Here is an 18,623-nt window from a genome sequence, read left to right as displayed (position 1 = left end):
GGCGCTCCGTCGCGGTTCGGGCGAGCGGCCAGGGGTCGAGCGGAGGCGGGTGGGCGGCACGTCCGGCGGAGGGATCCGCCGTCGACTCGCTCATGCATCCGGCACCTCCATCGCGGCCACCGTATCCGTTCGGGCACGAAAGCCCACCATGGGCGTGCTTTTGGGGCTAGGCGCGAGGGAGCGCCCGACGACGTGTCGTCGGGCGCTCCCTCAGTGGATCCGCGGGGCGGCTACCGCTGGACGGACCTGCGTCGTGCGTTCCAGCCCAGTCCGAGCGCACCCAGGACCAGGGCGGCGAGGCCCCAGCCGATGGTCGGCGTGGGGTCGTAGCCCGTCACCGGCAGCGATCCGCCGGGCGTCGTGCCTCCGGGGATGATCGGGGCGGCGGTGGTGCTCGTCGGGGTGGGCGTCCCGGCCGTCGGAGTCGGAGTGCCCGCCGTCGGAGTGGGCGTGCCCGGGGTCGGCGTGCCGACCGTCGCGGTGGGCGTCGGGACCGTCGCGGTGGGCGTCGGCACGGTGGCGGTCGGCGTCGGGACCGTCGGCGTCGGGGTCGGCACGGTGGCCGTCGGCGTCGGGACGGTCGGGGTCGGCGTCGGAGCGGTGGGAGTCGGGGTCGGCGCCGTGGGCGTCGGCGTGGGTGCCGTCGGGGTGGGGGTCGGCGCCGTCGGCGTGGGAGTCGGGGCGGTCGGCGTCGGGGTCGGCGCGGTGGGCGTCGGCGTCGGGACCGTCGGGGTGGGGGTGGGCGCCGTCGGGGTGGGCGTGGGCACCGTGGGCGTCGGCGCGGGCGTGGTCGGCTCGACCGTGGGGGTCGCGGTGGGCGTCGCTGTCGCCGTGGGCGTCGGCGTCACGACCGCGGTGACGAAGTTGCTGATGTTCGTGGCGCAGGTGACGGTCGCGCCGCCGCCGTTGCCGGAGCCGTTGCACTGGTTGACCGAGACGAGGAGCGCGGAGGTCTCGGTGGACGTCGGGACCGTGCAGGTCACGCGACCCGCGGCGCCGCCGCCGTTGCCGGAGCCGTTGCACTGGGTGACGTCGGCGCCGGTCGTGTTCGAGACCGGCGAGCAGGCGGTGCCGCCCGCGGCGCCGTCGGTCGCGGAGCCGATGCACTGGTTCACGGTGGCGGGCGTCGTCGTGCTCTCGCCGACGATGTTGTTCGTGATGTCCACGTTGCAGATGACATTGCTGCCGCCGCCGTTGGCGACGCCGTTGCACTGCTCGACGGCGGTGATGATGATCCCGTCGCGCTGCGACACCGTGGTGGTGCAGAGGGGAGCCGCTCCTGCGGCGCCGGCGCACACGCGGGTGGTGACGGTCGATGATCCGGTCTGCGTCGCGACGTTCAATTCGTTGACGACCGTCACGTCGCATTCGACCTGGTCGCCACCGCCGTTGGGGGTGTCGTTGCACTGGCTCGTGGTCGTGGGGGAGACGGCGGCGGATGCGGACTGCATCTGACCGGTCAGGCCGACGACGGCGACGAGCGCGATGAGCGCGGCGCCCGCGGACGCGAGGACGCGTGCGCGGATGCGGTGACCCGGGCGGCGGGCGGGAATTGCGGTCCCGGGTGATGCGAGGTGTTTCGGCACGGTGCTCCTTCTTCTCGGCAAGCGTGCTCGCGCCCCCGCGACGGATCCGCGACGCGGGCGTGACGCGCGCGTGACGCCCGGCGCGCCGCGCCTCCCGCGCCCCGGTATTCCGGGGCTGCGTAATTCATTACGGGGCACCGCGGGACGACGAAGAGGGCCGATCCTGTGGCGGATCGGCCCTCTTCGCACGTGCTGCGCGCGGTGCGCGCGTCGTGTCGCCTACTTGTTGGCGCGGTACTCCTCGAGCAGGTCGGCGGAGATGCGGCCGCGCTCGGAGACCTTGTGGCCGTGCTCGCGGAGCCACTCGCGGGCGGCGCCGAGGTCCTCCTTGGGGGCGCTGGAGGAGGAGCGGCGCGAGCCGGCCGAGCGGCCGGTGGAGGCGCGGCCGACGCGGCGCGCGCGGTCGACGTACGTGTCGAGCGCCTCACGGAGCTTCGCGGCGTTGGCGTCGCTCAGATCGATCTCGTAATTCACGCCGTCGAGCGCGAACGGGACGGTCTCGCCCTTTCCCTCTTCGATGACGACGCCGTCGATGTCGTCGACGAGCGTGGTGACAACCTTGCGAGCCACGTCTGTTCCTCTCATTGCAGATGGTGCATCAGATGATGCGGCGAGAGCCACGATACCCGTTCTCCCCGGGAAATCCGACACCACGCGTGAATCCCGGAGGAATTCATGTCCGATTCGTGCGGAGATGGCATCGCGATACGTCTCCGTGGGCGCTGCGCCCGCATTCCGCCCCATGCGGGGGCGTGGTATCGCGGGCGTTTCCTGCGCGTCCTCGCGGTGTGCGTCAGGCATATCGCCGAGGAATGCTCCATGGTCTCCCCACCCGAGGAATAAAAGTGCGCCCGCGCGGCCCGGACGCGGGAGGGCCCGCGGAGACGTGCTCCGCGGGCCCTCGTGGGTGCTGATCCGGGCGGGATCAGTAGTACTCGCCGTGGCGGTAGTCCCACGACGGGAACGACCGGGCGAGCGCCGACATGATGACGTCGACCGCGAGCCCGCGACGGATGAGCGTCGGGTTCGGGGTGACCGAGCGCTCGCCGCGCTGCTCGGGGATGAGCGCGCCGGACGCGTCGACCATGGAGACCATGACGCCCTGCTCGTGCCGGCTCGTCTCGTCGAGGCCGGGCTGGATGGACGCGACGTAGTCGTCGGCCGCGACGATCACGTCGGCCTGCTGCTCGATGCGCTCGCCGATGCCCTCGACGCGCCCGCGGTTGCCCTTGCCCGACGGGTTCGCGGAGCTCGCGAACGACAGGCGGCGGCTCTCCCACAGTCGCTCGGCGAGCTGCTCGGCGGGGCGGCCGAAGCGGATCACGAAGCAGCTCGTGCCCCGGCGGTCCATGGCGAGCTGGCCGGCGATCTCGTCGGGGATGAGGTGCTTCGCGTCCTCGCGCCACGGGAGGATGCAGCCGAGCAGCACGTCGGCGTCCCAGTGCTCCTGGTAGAAGGCGAGGATCTCGTCGTTCAGCACGGCGAGCTCCTGCAGCTGCGCGATGCTCGTGCAGAGCACCACGCCCGGCTTGTCGCGGTTGCGCTGCTTGGCGTCGAACTTGCGCTCGAGGCCGGTGCCGTCCGTCGTCATGAGGATGTAGCCGACCTTGGTGGCGGCGACGACGAGGCCTCCCGGGGCCTCGAGGGCCTGGGCGGCGCGCTCGTCGAGCGTGCCGTCCCAGGGGATCGTGCGGGTGGTGTCGGTCATGGGCGCGTGCCTCTCGTGCGTGTCGGAGTGGGGCCGCCGGACGCACCTGCGTCGGGCCGGGATGCGCGCAGCCGCGCGTGCGGCGGATGAGCGGTGATGTCGACGGTAGGCGCGGCGGCTGGGTGGAGCGGGTGAGCGTCCACAGGGGAGGGCGGTGTGACCCCGATTGGGGCGGGGCGATGAAGGGCCGGTCCTCCCGCCGCGTGTCAGCCTGGCGGAGACGAGAGGAACGACATGGCCCACGGCGGATACGCGGTGATCGACTTCGAGACGACCGGGCTCTCCCCGGCGCACCATCATCGGATCATCGAGGTCGGCGTCGTGCACGTCGCGCCGGACGGAACCATGGAGGACTCCTTCGAGACGGTCATCAACCCGTCGAGGGACCTCGGGCCCACGCACATCCATCGCCTGCGGGGCGCCGATGTGCGGGATGCGCCGTCGTTCGCCGCGGTCTCGGGACGCCTCGTCGAGCTGCTCCGAGGACGTGTGCTCGTCGCGCACAACGCCCGGTTCGAGACGACGTTCCTCCGCGCGGAGATGGCCCGCCTCGGGCTGAGGTCGCCCGTCGACGATGACGGGGCGTTGTGCACCATGAAGCTGGCGGGTACGTACCTCCCGGGCTCCGGCCGCAAGCTGGCCGACTGCTGCGCCGCGTACGACATCACGCTCGAGGACGCGCATGAGGCGCTGGCCGATGCCCGTGCCACCGCGCAGCTGCTCTCGGCCTACCTCGACGCCGATCAGGACGACCGTCGGTGGTGGGAGCAGTGGGGTGACTTCGCCGCGCGTGCCCCGTGGCCGGCTCCGGCGCATCCCGCAGCGGATTGGCTCGCGCGGTCGCGCGGGGGAACGGCGGTCTCCACGCCCGAGCTCCTCGATCGGGCGACGGATCATGCCGCGCCGTTAGCGGGAAGCCATGCCGAGATCGCGTACGCCGGGATGCTCGACCAGGCGCTCGCCGACGGCTACCTGTCCCTCGACGAGTCGGACCAGCTGCACGAGCTCGCCCGGTCCGTGGGCCTCGGCGACCGAGCACGCAGGGATCTGCAGACGCGCTACTTCTCGGCCCTCGTCGACGCGGCATGGAGGGATGGCGTGCTCTCGCCTTCCGAACGCCGGCAGATCTCCGCCGTGGGGACGATGCTCGACGTCCCGTCGTCAGCCAGGGAGGAGGCGCTGCGCGTGCCCCGCATGGCCGAGGTCCGTGCGGAGCCGCGGACGCGGCGCATCGGAGCGGGCGACGTGGTGGTGCTGACGGGTGAGATGTCGCAGACGCGTGAGCAGCTCGAGCAGCGCGTGATGGCGACGGGAGCCCAGGTCGCTCGCGCCGTGACGAAGAAGACGACTCTGCTGGTCGCGGCGGACCCGGACAGTCTGTCGGGCAAGGCTCAGAAGGCCAGGCAGTACGGGATACAGATCGTGGATGAGCCGTCCTTGCTCGTGTTGATGGGCTGAGCCGCCGTGGGGCGACGTCATGCGGACCCCTCGCATTGGTCACACTGCGCCACGCTGGCCGCAGCTCGGTTGTGCGACGATCAATTCACCACCCGAGGGACAATCGGCGGCCCGTTGCCCGGCGGGGCCCGTGCCTCCTGCCCGTCGCAATGAGGAGGCGTGCGTGAGCACCACCGGTCACGAGTACGTCGGACGAGCTCTCGCGCTGCTGTCCCAGGCCCTGCCGCCCATCGTGGAGCAGACGCTGCGTCCGCACCTCCTTCCCCGCATGTCGTGGGCAGACCTCCTGGCCGCGCGCGACGAAGCCAGCGGTCGGTCGGGGGGCGTCTACCGCGAGGACGACGTGCAGGTCCTCCTCCGCCTGATGACGGAATCGCTGGGTACGCTCCATCGCCCCTTCGACACGCTGCTGGGGCGCACGGGGACACGGCTCGCCGGGGAGCTGCGCGAGATCCGCAACACGTGGGCGCACAGCACGAACGCCGACCACGACGATGCCTATCGGGCGGTCGACTCGACGCAGCGTCTGCTCGCGCTCGTCGGAGCGGATGACGCAGCCGAGGCCGCGAGGGATCTGCGACGGGAGGTCCAGCTCCGTCTCGTCGCCGAGTCGGCACCCGCTACCGTTGGCTCCTCCTCGGGAGACCGTGTGCCTCCGCCCCAGGTCCCTCCGCGCCGGGGCACGCAGCCCCCTGGAGGGGTCCAGGAGGACAGCACCACGGCAGGCGCATCGTCGCGCGGTGGACCCCGCGCCGCGGATCGACGCCTCGACGTCCCGCGATCAGACGGACCCGTCCCCGTGCCGCCGCCTCCGGCCGACGTGCACGTCGAGATCGACTGCGGACCCGTCATCAGCTACGCCATGGCGCACAATCGCCTCAACGTGATCTCAGAGATCCGCCTGACCAGCAGGAGCATGTCGCTCCGGGGTGCGCGGCTCACCGTCGGCATCACTTCGGCCGACGGTCCCGTCGGAGAACCGCGCGAGTACTACGTCGATCTCGCGGCAGGGGCGGAGACGGTCGTGCCGCGCCTCGACATCTCAGCTGACCCCGCGGCGATGCTGCGGATCGAGGAGGCCCGGCCGGCGGAGATCGTGGTGACCGTGCACCACTCCGGCCGCGACGTCGGCCGCGGATCCACCCAGGTGCTGCTCCTGGCCGCTCATCAGTGGCTGGCCGTGCCGACCCAGATGTCGCTCGAGATGATCGCCGCGCACGTCCAACCCAACCACCCCGCCATCACCGCGCTCGCGCAGGAGGCGGCAGAGCTGCTCGTCGCCGAGACGGGGAGCGGATCCTTCGTGGGTTACGAATACGGTCCGGATCGTGTCGACTCGACCGTGGACGCCCTCGCCCAGGCCATGAGGAACAGGCGCATCCGCTACAGCCTGCCTCCGGCCAGCTGGTCCGACGAGGGTCAGACCGTGCGCACGCCGGGTGAGGTGCTCGAGGGCCGGCTCGGCACATGCCTCGACACGGCGGTGACCCTGGCCGCGGCCATGGAGAGCGTCGGCATCCGGCCTCTCCTCGTGATCGTCACCGGGCACGCCTTCGTCGGCTACTGGCGCGAGGAGAGCGGGCTCGCGAGCCCGGCGACGACCAGCGGCTCCGCATTGCCCGATCTCGTGCGGACGGACTACGTGGCCGTCCTCGAGACCACGATGCTGACGGAGGACCACCTCGACGAGACCCTCCGGCGGATCCGCATGCATCCCGTCGAGGAGCACCTCACCGGTGAGCTGCACGGCCTCGTCGGTGTGACGGACGTCCATCAGGCCCGCCGGAGCCGCATCCTTCCCCTTCCCGCGCGTTCGCAAGGCGAGGACGGCACGATCGTGGTGACGGAGTATCAAGCGGCGCACTCGCGTCCCGCGGACTACGTGCCATCGCGACGAGACGAAGCCGCTGGAGGCGTGCGCGCGGAGGTCGTCCCGCCGAGGGTGCAGAGGTGGAAGAACGCGCTGCTGGACCTCAGCCTGCGAAATCGGCTGATCAACTTCAGTGACCGTGCCCGCTTCCCGCTGCACGTCGCGGAGGAGGGGCTCGCGGAGTTCGAGGACGTCCTGAACTCAGGGAAGCCCATCGATCTCCTCGCCGCGGACGCGCTGCCGGAGGTCCTCAAGCAACGCGGCATGCAGCGGGGGCGAGACATTCCCGCCGACGACCGCATCGCCCTGTTCCGCAATCGTCGACAGCTCTACACGGACGCGACGGAGGACGCCTCTCCGCGCGTGCTCCGTTCCCTCGCGCACAAGGCGAAGACGGTGATCGACGAGACCGGAGCGAACAACCTCTACGTCGCCATCGGCTCGCTGGTCTGGCGCATCAAGGACAGGACCGTGCGGTCGCCGCTGATCCTCGTCCCGGTCACGCTCAAGCCGAAGGGGCGGACAGGCGGATACCAGATCGTCCTCGACGACGCCGGGGCCTCCACCCCCAACTACTGCCTGCTCGAGAAGCTCAAGGCTGAGCACGGACTCCGCATCCCCGCCCTCGCGGATCCGGTCTTCGATGGGTCGGGGATCGACGTCGACGCGGTCCTCCGTGAGACACGGCTCTCGGTGCTCGCCTCAGGACTCGACGCTCACGTCGACACATCGGTCGATCTGGCGCTCCTCCAGTTCGCGAAGTTCCGACTCTGGAAGGACCTCGACGAGAACTGGGAGGCCTTGGCGTCGAACGAGCTCGTGCGGCATCTGATCGAGACGCCCACGGAGCCCTTCCGTGATCCCGCGATGCACGCTGCCGATGCCGTCGCCGGGGTCGATCCGGATCTGGACGGGCTGCTCACGGAGCTCCCGGTCTCTGCTGACGCGTCCCAGGCGGCCGCCGTCGCCGCCGCGGCTGCAGGGCGGACCTTCGTGTTGGAGGGCCCACCTGGCACGGGGAAGTCGCAGACCATCACGAACCTGGTGGCGAAGTCGGTCCGGGACGGCAAGCGGGTGCTCTTCGTCGCGGAGAAGCGCGCTGCCCTGGATGTTGTGCATCGACGTCTCACGAGCGCCGGGCTCGGTCCCTTCACTCTCGACCTGCACGACAAGGGGAGCAAGCCGGCCGCGCTGCGTGAGCACCTGCGCACGTCGTTGGCGCAGCGAGGCCGCTCGGATCGGCAGGGGCTGCTGACCTCGGTCGAGAGGATGGACGCGTCACGGCGGCGCCTGTCCCGCTATGCGGATCAGCTCCATGAGCCGAATCCCTCGGGTCGCAGCTTCTACGCATCGCACGAAGCGGAGCTCTCGCAGGAGCCGGGCCCTCATCTCCCCGTCTCCGAACGGGTAGCGGGGTCGCTGACGGCGGAGGAGCTGGAGGGGATCCGGCGCGTGCTCCGCGAGCTCCCCGACCACGCTCGCCGGGCGCGACCCCAGGCGGACCATCCGTGGTCCTTCATCGACCCTGCTCCCGGCCTCGAAGTCGACCCGGAACGGGTCGAGTCGGCGATGGCGACGCTGCGTGCATGCCTCGATGACGCGTGGACGCATCACGAGCTGTCGCCGGTCGTCGGGGTCGCGCGTGATGCCGGGGACCTGACTGCGCTCGCAGCGGTGCTCCGATCCGATCCTCTCCACCCACGCGTGCTGGCGGAGATCCGAGGAGGTGACTGGGCTCCCGCCGCCGCGCGGCTGCGCGCGGACATCCAGGCGCTGCCCGCCCGCTTCCCCGATGTGCTGAGTGAGCTCGCGTCTGACGTGCTCGGCCTGGATCTGGAGCGGCTCAGACACGACGCGCAGGCAGCTCAGGAGTCGGGCTTCTTCGGAAGGCGCAAGAGGGTCGAGGTGGTGGCTGCGCGTCTCGCGCCGTTCCTCCTGCCCGGAGCTGATCTCGATCCCGATTCGCTCGTGCAGAGGGCGGAACGGGCGATCGAGCTGCGACACGCGGTGCTGTCCATCCAGAGCAGCGTCCGTGACCTCTCGGGTCTGGGGATCGCCGGCGAGTGGGATCTCTTCCACGAGCCGAACCGCGACTACGTCGAGCAGCGGATCGCGTGGCTGACGTGGCTCGCTTCGGTCACCGATCCGGCCAGAGCGCTCCCCGGCGCGGCGTCCTTCCGGCTGGCTCTCGAGCAGGTCGCGGTCGAGGACCGTCCTGCTCGCCCCGACCTGGCCGACAAGGTGGAGTCGATCATCGCTGCGCTCGAGCCTGTCGTGGCGCTCCCCGGCACCGATAGGGCTTCATGGGATACCTGGGCTGGTGGGCGACCGGTCCTCGCGCACCTGCACGCCACAGGCACGCGGAGGGATCCCGAGTCGGTCGGGGGTGTGTCGGCGCGCGCCTGGTCGGAGTGGTGCGCGGCGCTTGCCCCCCTTCGAGCCGCCGGGTTGGACGCGGCGCACGAGCTGCTGCGCACGGGGGCGGTGGACGCGGACGCCGCGTCCGAGGCCTTCGAGCGGGGGATCGCCGAGGCCGGTCTTCGTGAGCGCGCCCGCGCCACGGGGCTCGACGCATTCGACCCCGTCGCCCATGGGCGGGAGATCGAGCGCTACACGTCGTCCGCGCGTGCTGTGCGCGGGCACCTCCCTCGATCGATCCCCGCCGAGCTCATCGCGGCTCGCGGGTTCGACCGCCAGACCGCTGCAGGTCGGACGGGTCGCTTCCTCTCCGAGATCGAGAAGCAGCGCGGTCGGATGTCGGTCCGCGAGATCATGACGCAGTACGGCGATCTTGTGACGGCCCTCACTCCCTGCGTGCTCGTCAGCCCGGACTCCGTAGCCCGCTTCTTCCCCGCGCGGGCGGACCAGTTCGACATCGTCGTCTTCGATGAGGCCTCCCAGGTTCGTGTGGCCGACGCTGTCGGAGCGATGGGTCGCGGCACGTCCGTCGTCGTGGTCGGCGACAGCCGGCAGATGCCGCCGACGTCCTTCGCGGAGGCCACCATCGACGACGACGACGAGGACTCGCGACTCGAGGACGTGATCACGCGCGATGAGGAGTCGATCCTCGCGGAGTGCGCGCAGGCGCGCGTCGAGAGCCGCTGGCTGTCGTGGCACTACCGGAGCCAGGATGAATCGCTCATCGCCTTCAGCAACCGCCACTACTACGACGACCAGCTCACGTCCTTCCCCGCACCGGCGCACGGATCGGTCGACGGGGGGATCGACGGTCACGGCATCTCCTTCCGGCGTCTGGACGGTCAGTTCCTGAGGTCGGGTCCTGCTCGGACCTTGAGGACCAACAGGGTCGAAGCGGAGGCGATCGTCGAGGAGATCAGGCTGCGGTTCGACGCGTCTCCCGATGAGACGCCCTCCGTCGGCATCGTGACGTTCAACGCGCAGCAGCGGACGCTTATCGAGTCGTTGCTCCGCGATAGCGGCGATGACAGGATCGTCGAGGCGCTCGACTCGTCAGGGGACGGGCTCTTCGTCAAGAACCTCGAGAACGTGCAGGGAGACGAACGGGACTCCATCCTGTTCTCCATCGCGTTCAGCAAGAACGACAAGGGGATCCTGCCGTTGAACTTCGGTCCCCTGACCAACTTCGGCGGGGAGAGGCGGCTCAACGTCGCCGTGACGCGGGCGCGGCGTCAGGTCATCCTGTTCTGCAGCTTCGATCCCTCGGACCTGCGCGCCGAGGAGACCACGTCGCGAGGCATCCGCGACCTCCGCGCGTACCTCGAGGTCGCCGCTCGCGGTGCCGCAGCGGTGTACGGGTCGGCGAAGGACATGACGACGACGGACCGTCATCGGGAGGAGGTCGCTGAGGCGCTCCGCCATCGCGGTGCGGAAGTGGGGACGGATGTCGGGCTCTCCGACTTCAAGGTGGACCTCACGGTCGCTTCCGCGACGCGTCCGGGCGAACCCGTCCTGGCGGTGCTCCTCGACGGTCCGGGGTGGGCGGGGCGGGGGACGGTCGCCGACCGTGACGCCCTGCCGCTCGAGGTGCTCGCGGCGCTGATGAAGTGGCCGGCTGTGCAACGCGTGTGGTTGCCCGAGTGGTTGAGCGACCGGGAAGGAGTGCTCGATCGTCTGGTCGCCTCGCTGGAGGCGCCGGCGGCGACCGACGTGGAGGACGCCCCGGCCCCTGGTCTCGCTGCGATCGCGCCCTCGCATGACCCCCGGGATCCCGACGCCCTAGCCCGTGCCGGCTCCTCGTCCGGAGCCGCTGACGACCTTCACGGGGACACCGGGCGGGGCCTCCTGAGCGGCGTCCCGGACGGCGCGGCTGATCAGGACGAGTGCCTCCCCTCTCAGGCAGCGCCCGTGCTGCTCGGCACGGTCGCGCGGCCAGCGCCGGTCGCCGCGGCCTCCGCGAGCCGCCCGGATCGTTCGGTGCTCGAGGACGCGGCTCTCGTCATCGAAGCGGCGGCGGAGGTGGACGTCGTCGTCGCGGAGACCCCCGATGATGGAGGACCGGTGCTGCCGTTCCGGTCATGGACTCCCCGGATCGCCGGCACTGTCATGACGTTGGACACGCTCCACGAGACCTCATCGCGAGACGCGGTCGTTGCGGTCATCGACGAGGTCATGAGCGCAGAGGGACCGGTGGTCGAGGAGAGGTTGGCGAAGGCGGTCGCGTCCGCCTTCGGCCTCGGGAAGGTCCACGCCTCACGTCAGCGTGCCATCCTCGACCTCGTCCCGACTCGATATCGTCACGCCGGCGGCCGCGGGGTCCTGTGGCCTGTGGGCGTCGATCCGCTGAGCTGGCGCGCATTCAGGAGGCCTGACGGCGATGCTCCGCGTCCTCTCGAACTCGTGCCCACGGCAGAGATCTCCAACGCGATGTCCTTCGTCGCGACCGGGGAATGGGTCGAGCTGGAGTCGATCATGAGGAGGACGATCGCCTGCTTCGGAGGCAAGCGGCTCACCGCATCGATAGTGGATCGGCTCGACCAGTCCCTCGAGGCCTGCGTCCGCGACGGGCGGCTGGAGGTGGATGCATCCCGACGCGTGCGGTCCCGGCGGTAGCGCGACCGTCGTCGTGCGGGGCGGCCGGGCTGAGCCCTAGCCCTCCGCCGCCAGCACCGTGCGGCACGCGAGGTGCAGGGCGAGGCGCGTCTCGGCGTCGGCGAGGTCGACCTGGAGGATGCGCTGGACGCGCTGGATCCGCTCGGCCACGGTGTTGCGGTGCACCGCCAGGATCGAGGCGGTCTCCGCGACCGAGGACTCCGCGTCGAGGTAGGTCGCGAGCGTGGCGAGCAGGTCGCCCGTGGTCTGGCGGCGCAGCGGCGCCAGGAGCTCCAGGGCCGCGGGCTGGAATGTGTCCGTCCGCGTCCAGGCGAGGAGGAGCTGGGCGAGGCCGAGGCGGTCGACGTGCAGGAAGCGGCCGGACTGCGGGCGGGACGCGGCGAGGCGGGCGGCGTCCGCGGCCTCGGCCAGCGAGCGCGCGATGCCCGCGGGGCCGCGGTGCACGCGGCCGACGCCGACGTCGCTCGGCAGGTCGTCGTCCCAGCGCTGCTGGGCGCGGCGGACCGCGCGGGCCGCGGCGTGCGCCGTCGGGACGTCGGGCTCGAGCGCGAAGGAGATCCACGCGGCCCAGCCGTCGCCCTGCTCGACCACGCCCACGTCGAGGCCCTCCGCGGCCAGCGCCTCGATGAGCTCGTAGCGGCGGCCGACGAGGTCGGCGTCCTGGCGCGACACGACGCGGATCCCCATGTGCCAGCCCTCGACGCGCCAGCCCAGCTCGAGCGCGCGGCGCAGGAGCCCGGCGCCGGGGGAGTCGCCGGCCTCGAGGAGCTCGCCGAGGAGCGCGATGCGCCAGCGGGCCTCGCGTTCGTCGACCACGCGCCGGAGCGACAGGCGGTGCCCGACCGCGAGGGCGACGACGGGGAGCGCGGCGGCGACGGCCTCGACCTCGGCGACGACGGATCCGGGCACCTCCACCACGAGCCAGCTCGGCGCCGTGAGCCCCGAGTCCACGGGCGCGGTGACGAGGGTGCCGCGCTCGCCGACGGGGCGCGCGTCGACGTGGCCGGGGAGGCCGGCAGCGACGGCCGCGTGCGCCGCGGGGGAGGGCGCGGCGCCCTCCGGTGCGAGGACGCGGCCGGAGGAGTCGACGAGGAGGGCGGGGCGCCCGAGGATCGCGGCGGCGGCGCGCAGGGCGTCCGCCGGATCCCGGCCCGCGTCGGACACCGCGGACACGGCGTCGAGCGCGGCGCGGCCGGCGGCGGCCCGCGCGTCGCCGAGGCGGTCGTGCAGGGCGATGGACGTCGCCCACGCGTCGTCGCAGGCGAGGACCACGATGCCGAGGCGGGCGGCGAGGAGGGAGGTCGCGGGATCCACCGCGACGGCCGCGTCGAGCACGACGGCCGCGACGCCCCGGTCTGAGAGCCGGCGCAGCCGCGCGTCGAAGCGCCAGGTGGTGCGCTCGGCGCGGTCGAGGACGACGAGGACGTCGCCCGCGCCGTCGCCGCCGCTGCTGTCGGTGCCGCCGGCCGTCGCGCCGTCCGCGGGCGCGTCCATCCGCACGCCGCGGACGCCGGACACCGCGGGATCCGCCGTCCCCGCCACCCGGCGCACGTCCGCGAGCGACGCGTGGTCGAGCAGCGCGGAGAGGGGCACCGGCCGGATCACGCGGGAGCACCGACGGCGTCGGCGTCGGCGTCGACCCGCCCGAACCCGAACGCGGCGGGCGAGACGGCGGCCCGGCGCTCGGGCGTCGCGGTCCACCACGCGGGCGCGTCGAGGGCGACGACCACGACGCGGGCGCCGGGCCGCGCATCGTCGACGAGGAGGACGCGGGCCCCGGCCACGGAGGCGCCGGGGACGGCGACGACGGCGATGATCTCGGGTGACGCGGCGACCGGCCGGCCGTCCACGAGCGCGATGACGAACTCGTTCTCGGCCTCGAGCCGGATGACCGCGCCGGTGGACTCGTCGACGACGCTCACCGTCGTCACGTCGAAGCGGCCCGGGCGGGGCGAGGTGACCACGTCGACGATGCGGCCGTGCCCGAGGAGCGCGCCGCCGAGCGCCGCCGCGAGCCCGGCCGGGGTGCCGGCGCCGTCGGCCGCGCGGAGGGCGCGGCCGAGCCGGAGCGCGCGCTCGGCGGTGCCGGGGATCGCCGACTCGCGGAGGTCGGCGGCACGCTGCGGCGGCAGGGCGAGCGCCGCCCAGCCGGAGGAGTGCGCGATGACGAGCCGGAGCAGGGCCTCGACCTCGGCGGGGGTGACCCCGTCCAGCAGCATGGTGCGGCCTCCCGGCTCGGTCACGGCGCACGGCGAGATGGCGCGGCCGGAGACGACGAGGCTCGACTGGTCGATCCGGGGGAGCGCGCGTCCGGTGAGGTCGGCGTCGAGGAGCGGGAGGCCGAGCGTCGAGGCGGCGGAGAGAGGTGCGAGGCCGTTGACGCCCGCCATCTCGAGCGCCATGAGCGCGGCGGGCGGCGTGCCCGTCCAGCGGGTGAGCGCCTCGACGGCCTCGGCCAGCTCCGTGCCGGACGGGAGCTTCTCGCGCAGCACGGAGGTGGATCCGATGTAGCCCACGGGGACCACGAGGTCGTCGGCGTCGAGGTCGTCGAGCCCGAGGCCGCGCACGGGCGCGTCCCGCAGCTGGCGGGCGGTGGCGGCCGCGAGGATCCGCGGGTCGCCGCCCCCGCCCGAGCCCAGCAGGAGGAGCCCCGAGACGAGGTCGGGGAGTTCGTCGACTCCCAGGTCCCGGCTCACGGGCGTCACGGTAGCACCCGGCCCTAGGCGCCCGGCGGCACCGAGAAGTCGTCGACCGGGGAGCGGACGGGGTCGATGTCGTAGCCGAAGTACCGGGGCCCGGCGAGCTCGATGCCGCCCGGGCTGTGCCACCGCTCGTCGGCCGGCGCGGAGACCACGCGCACGCGCTGGCCGAAGCGCAGCGTCTCCGTCGTGATCGGCTCGCCCGTCTCGCTGTCGAGCACCATGATGAGGTCCGGCGTCGAGGCGACCGGCACCCCGTCGATGGACGCGAGCAGCATCTCGTTCTGGAACCCGAGCACGATCTCGCGGCCCGCATCGGCGCCCGCGCCCTGGATCCTCGCCTCGCCCCGCGCGAAGCCCGCGACGGTGCGCCTGGCGACGTCCACGACCTTGCCGCCCAGCAGCACCGCGCCGCCGAGACGCGCGGCGACCGCCTCGACCGGGTCCACGAGCGCCTCGCGCGCCTCCTCCACGAGCGTGCCGAGCTCGTGGCAGAGCGACAGCGTGTGCGGCACGAACGACGCCTTCACCTGCGCGCCCGTCATCGCGTAGTTCGACATGATCATCGAGCTGCCCATCTGCACCGCGACCGGCCGGGTGAGGCGCTCGGCCCACGCGTTGTCGATGGTGTCGACCACGCCCGTGTTGCCCTTCTCGTCGGCGAACGACATGGGGGTGGCGCGGATCCCGTCGATGGTCGGGATCACCATCTGGATCTCGGGGAACGCGCGCCCCATGCCGTCGCCGTCCACGATCGGCAGGCCCATGCGCGCGGCCGCGACCATCGGGATGGTGGAGTTCGCGCCGCCGACCTCGATGCACGCGACGTGCGTGGGCGTCACGCCGAGGTAGCGCGCGAGCGCGAGGATCGCCCCCTGCAGCTGCTCCACCGTCGGCAGCTTCTCCACCATCACGGTGGGCGCGCCCATCATCGCGACGGGGATCACCACGGCGTCGTCCGGCAGGTCGAACGGGTCGGCGAGCGGGATGGGCCCGAGCTCCTTGATCGCCTCGCCCGCGAGCAGCCGGCCGATGTAGGGGTCGCCGCCGCCGCCCGTGCCGAGGATCGCCGCGCCGCGCGCGATGGCGGGCAGGTGCTCCAGCCGGATCTCGGTGAGGCGGGTGCGGGACGCGGTCGTGTCAGACATGCGCGGCCTTCCTGATGTCGAGGTCGCCGACGGCCTTGGCGCGGATGCGGATCGCGTTGCCGGGCAGGTACGGGATGGGGAGCTCGTCGAAGTCAACGATCTCCACGGTCGATGGGGAGGCGCCCGCGGCGACCGCGCGCTCCACGGCCTCCTGCCTGGCGTCGTCGAGGGCCTGCTGCCGGGATCCCTCGCTCACGCTGTAGACGCGGTCGAGCTCGCCGGAGACCTGCGCGATGGCCGCGCCGACCGCGTTCGCGACGGCGAAGTTGTCGGGGCGATGCACGCGGCCGAGGCCCTCGAGCTCCTCGGGCAGCAGGATCGACCCGCCGCCGACCGCGACCACGGGCAGCGGGGCGGACGACGTGCGCATGCGCTCCACGACGTCGGCGACGCGCATCGCGATGGTGTCGAGCGCGCGGCGGACGAGCTGCGGCGAGAGGTGCGCCACGCACGCCGGGTCGCCCACGTCGACCATGCCGGCCGCGACCGCGATGTCCGTGGTCGTGAGGGTGCCGCCGCCGAACACGAGCGCGCGGCGGCCGAGCTCGTAGCCGACCGACTCGGGGCCGACCAGGTCGCCGTCGCCGCGCACCAGGGATCCGCCGCCGATGCCGATGGAGAGCACGTCCGGCATCCGGAAGTTCGTCCGGACCCCGGCCACGCTGATCTCCGCCGTCGCCTCCCGCGGGAACCCGCCCGCGAGCACGCCCACGTCGCTCGTGGTGCCGCCGATGTCGACGACCGCGCACGTGCCGAGGCCGGAGAGGAGGGCCGCGCCGCGCATCGAGTTGGTGGGACCGGACGCGAAGGTCGCGACCGGGTACCGCCGCGCGAAGTCCACGCCCATGAGCGTGCCGTCGTTCTGCGACAGGTAGAGGGGAGCGGTGATCCCGTGGCCGCGCACCGCGCCCTCGAGCCCGCCAACGATCTGGTCGGCCAGCTCCCGCAGCGACGCGTTGATGATGGTCGCGTTCTCCCGCTCCAGCAGGCCGATGCGGCCGATCTCGTGCGAGAGCGAGATGGCCACGTCCGGCCCCAGCTCCGCGGCGAGCACCGCGGCCGCCTCCACCTCGAACTCGCTGTTCACGGGCGCGAACACGCTCGAGATCGCGACGGACCGGAGCCCGCGCCGGGCGATGTCGGCCGCGTGCCGCTTGAGCTCGTCGTGGTCGAGCGGGGCGATGACCCGCCCGTCGAACTCGTGGCCGCCGTGCGCGAGGTAGCCCGTGCCGCGCACCGCCGCCACGAGCTCCTCGGGCCAGTCGACGAAGGGCGGCAGCGATGCCGTGGCGGGAAGCGCGAGCCGCACGGCCGCCGTGGGCGCGAGCCGCCTGGCCTCGACGAGCGCGTTGATGAAGTGGGTCGTGCCGATCATGACGCCGTCGATGTCGGCGGGGTCGAACGGGTGCTGCCGGTCGAGCTCCGCGAGCGCCCCGACGATGCCGCTTGTCACGTCCTCGGTGGTCGAGGACTTGATGCCGACGACCACGCGGTCGCCGTCCATGAGCACGGCGTCCGTGTTGGTGCCGCCGACGTCGATGCCGATCCTCATCGCGCGGCCACCTTCCCGGCGGTCGCCGCATCCGGCGCCGCGACGCCGGGGGCCGCCTGCGCGGGCGTCTCGGTGCGCACCTCGCCGACGCCGCGGATCAGCCCGGCCTTGCCGAGGACCGCGTAGAGCACGAACGCCGTGATGACGGCGTTGAGGCTGCCGAGGCCGAAGGTCGCGTAGTAGCCGACGAGCGCCGACACGACCCAGATCGCGAGGCTCACGGGCACCCAGCGCGGGGCGCTCGCCGGCAGCGTGCCGGCCTCGCGGGAGGCGTCGAGCGCCGGCCGCCAGTTCCTCACCACGAAGTACTCGGCGATCATGATCCCCACGATGGGCGGGAAGGCGACGCCCAGCAGGGTGAGGAACGCGGTGAACTGCCCGAGGATCCCGGCCGCCGCGAGCGCCGACCCGATCACGCCGACGACGACGGTGACGAGCGCCCGGTTCACCCGCCGCCCGAACACAGTGTCGATGAAGTTCACGATGCCGAGGCCCGACGAGTACAGGTTCCAGTCGTTGATCTTGATGGTGCCGAGCAGGATCACGAGCACGCCGACCCAGCCCACCGACGACAGGATGATCGCCGACACGTCGGCCGTGCGCACCGCGTGCGCGAGCAGCACGCCGGAGAGGCCCGTGAGGTACTCGCCGACCGTGATGCTCACGACCGTCTGCTTCACGACGTCGGCGGCCGACCGGTTGTAGCGCGTCTGGTCGGGCGAGATGAGCGCGCCGACGATGAAGCCGCCGGCCACGATCGAGGCGCCCGCGATGATCGACATCTGCGGGCCGGGAGCCGGCTGCGTGACGAGCTCCGAGATGTCGTGCTTCTGCAGCTCGATGACCACGGCCCAGCCGACCAGCAGCAGGAAGAGGGGGACCGCGACGTTCGCGACCCACTGCATCCCGTGGAAGCCGAGCATCACGACGGCGGTGATGATGAGCCCGAACGCGAGCGACCAGGCCCACACCGGGAGCCACGGCATGATCGAGTTGAGGCCGGATGCGGAGACGCCCGACTGGATCCCGAACCAGCCGATGAGGCTGATCCCGATGGCCAGGCCGATGAGCGCCGATCCGTTGTGCCCGAATCCCGTCCAACGGGAGAGGATCGACGTGTTCAGTCCCTCGCGCTGCCCGATGAGGCCCGTGAAGATGCAGACGACCTCGAGGATGACGGCGCCGATGGTGATCGCCCAGAAGGCGTCCCAGAAGCTCATGCTGAAGCCGAGCGTGGCGGCGACGACGAAGGCGCTCAGCGCGGAGAGCTGGCCGACGCGCTGCGTGGCGATCTGGAACCAGTGGTAGCGCGCCTCCTGCGGGACCCGCGCGAGCGCGTAGTCGTCGGGTGCGGTGGATGCCATGGATGCTCCTCGGGTGTCACGACGGGTTGCCACAGCGTAGGGATCCGCCGCCGGAGGGCACCATGTGCAGAGTGTCGTGTCGGGGGCGTGAAGCGGGGCGGAGTGCTGGGGGAGGGTTTCGGCGAGGTCCCGGCGGCTCGACGAGAGTGGACGACCTGATGACATCGGATCGACCACGCGACCCCGAGGCGTGGGAGCCGCCCGGCT

The 18,623-nt window shown here is 72.3% G+C and carries 10 protein-coding genes; 2 read left to right on the top strand and 8 right to left on the bottom strand.

Annotated elements, in window-relative coordinates; translation table 11 throughout:
* Window positions 1-230 precede the first annotated feature (230 nt).
* The 3 genes from KYT88_RS12740 to KYT88_RS12730 form a co-directional block, all read right to left on the bottom strand.
* The gene (locus tag KYT88_RS12740) at window positions 231-1,586 is read right to left on the bottom strand and encodes a hypothetical protein (RefSeq protein ID WP_051629175.1); all 1,356 of its coding nucleotides are present in this window, start codon (window positions 1,584-1,586) and stop codon (window positions 231-233) included.
* A 219-nt stretch (window positions 1,587-1,805) separates the two neighbouring features.
* Entirely contained in the window at window positions 1,806-2,156 is a 351-nt protein-coding gene (locus KYT88_RS12735) for a histone-like nucleoid-structuring protein Lsr2 (protein ID WP_043583279.1), read from the bottom strand.
* Between the two features lie 355 nt (window positions 2,157-2,511).
* Window positions 2,512-3,294, bottom strand: a complete 783-nt coding sequence (locus KYT88_RS12730) for an L-threonylcarbamoyladenylate synthase (protein ID WP_043583281.1) — start codon at window positions 3,292-3,294, stop codon at window positions 2,512-2,514.
* A gap of 234 nt (window positions 3,295-3,528) precedes the next feature.
* On the opposite strand from KYT88_RS12730, the gene KYT88_RS12725 reads away from it, so the two are divergent.
* Both KYT88_RS12725 and proA read left to right on the top strand, forming a co-directional pair.
* Window positions 3,529-4,752 (top strand): exonuclease domain-containing protein, encoded by a 1,224-nt coding sequence (locus KYT88_RS12725; RefSeq protein WP_043583283.1) that lies wholly within the window; start codon window positions 3,529-3,531, stop codon window positions 4,750-4,752.
* A 163-nt stretch (window positions 4,753-4,915) separates the two neighbouring features.
* Window positions 4,916-11,653, top strand: coding sequence for an anti-phage protein ProA (gene proA / locus KYT88_RS12720; protein ID WP_043583285.1), 6,738 nt, complete (start codon window positions 4,916-4,918; stop codon window positions 11,651-11,653).
* Between the two features lie 36 nt (window positions 11,654-11,689).
* Here the strand turns inward: proA and KYT88_RS12715 are convergent, their stop codons facing one another.
* The 5 genes from KYT88_RS12715 to KYT88_RS12695 are packed head-to-tail and all read right to left on the bottom strand — an operon-like array spanning window position 11,690 to window position 18,416.
* Window positions 11,690-13,246, bottom strand: coding sequence for a PucR family transcriptional regulator (locus KYT88_RS12715; protein WP_237583676.1), 1,557 nt, complete (start codon window positions 13,244-13,246; stop codon window positions 11,690-11,692).
* Window positions 13,247-13,254: 8 nt separating this feature from the next.
* Window positions 13,255-14,349, bottom strand: coding sequence for a DUF917 domain-containing protein (locus tag KYT88_RS12710; protein ID WP_237583675.1), 1,095 nt, complete (start codon window positions 14,347-14,349; stop codon window positions 13,255-13,257).
* Window positions 14,350-14,372: 23 nt separating this feature from the next.
* Window positions 14,373-15,500, bottom strand: coding sequence for an S-methyl thiohydantoin desulfurase family protein (locus KYT88_RS12705; protein WP_043583289.1), 1,128 nt, complete (start codon window positions 15,498-15,500; stop codon window positions 14,373-14,375).
* Window positions 15,493-17,052: a hydantoinase/oxoprolinase N-terminal domain-containing protein gene (locus KYT88_RS12700; RefSeq protein ID WP_043583291.1), complete on the bottom strand. Its 1,560-nt coding sequence runs from the start codon at window positions 17,050-17,052 to the stop codon at window positions 15,493-15,495. Before KYT88_RS12700 ends, KYT88_RS12705 begins: the two co-directional genes overlap by 8 nt.
* A complete protein-coding gene (locus KYT88_RS12695) occupies window positions 17,049-18,416 on the bottom strand; it encodes a purine-cytosine permease family protein (protein ID WP_043583293.1) in 1,368 nt (455 codons plus the stop codon). Before KYT88_RS12695 ends, KYT88_RS12700 begins: the two co-directional genes overlap by 4 nt.
* Between the last annotated feature and the right edge of the window lie 207 nt (window positions 18,417-18,623).

It is taken from the genome of Clavibacter sp. A6099, assembly GCF_021919125.1.
GTDB classification, from domain to species: domain Bacteria; phylum Actinomycetota; class Actinomycetes; order Actinomycetales; family Microbacteriaceae; genus Clavibacter; species Clavibacter seminis.
Note: the sequence above shows the minus strand (reverse complement) of the source record. Positions and strands in the feature narration are given on the sequence as shown.

Excerpts from the sequence above, each read along its gene's own strand:
- KYT88_RS12730 (WP_043583281.1), bottom strand. The coding sequence starts at position 3,294 with ATGACCGACACCACCCGCACGATCCCCTGGGACGGCACGCTCGACGAG.
- KYT88_RS12725 (WP_043583283.1), top strand. The coding sequence starts at position 3,529 with ATGGCCCACGGCGGATACGCGGTGATCGACTTCGAGACGACCGGGCTC.
- KYT88_RS12705 (WP_043583289.1), bottom strand. The coding sequence starts at position 15,500 with ATGTCTGACACGACCGCGTCCCGCACCCGCCTCACCGAGATCCGGCTG.
- KYT88_RS12700 (WP_043583291.1), bottom strand. The coding sequence starts at position 17,052 with ATGAGGATCGGCATCGACGTCGGCGGCACCAACACGGACGCCGTGCTC.
- KYT88_RS12695 (WP_043583293.1), bottom strand. The coding sequence starts at position 18,416 with ATGGCATCCACCGCACCCGACGACTACGCGCTCGCGCGGGTCCCGCAG.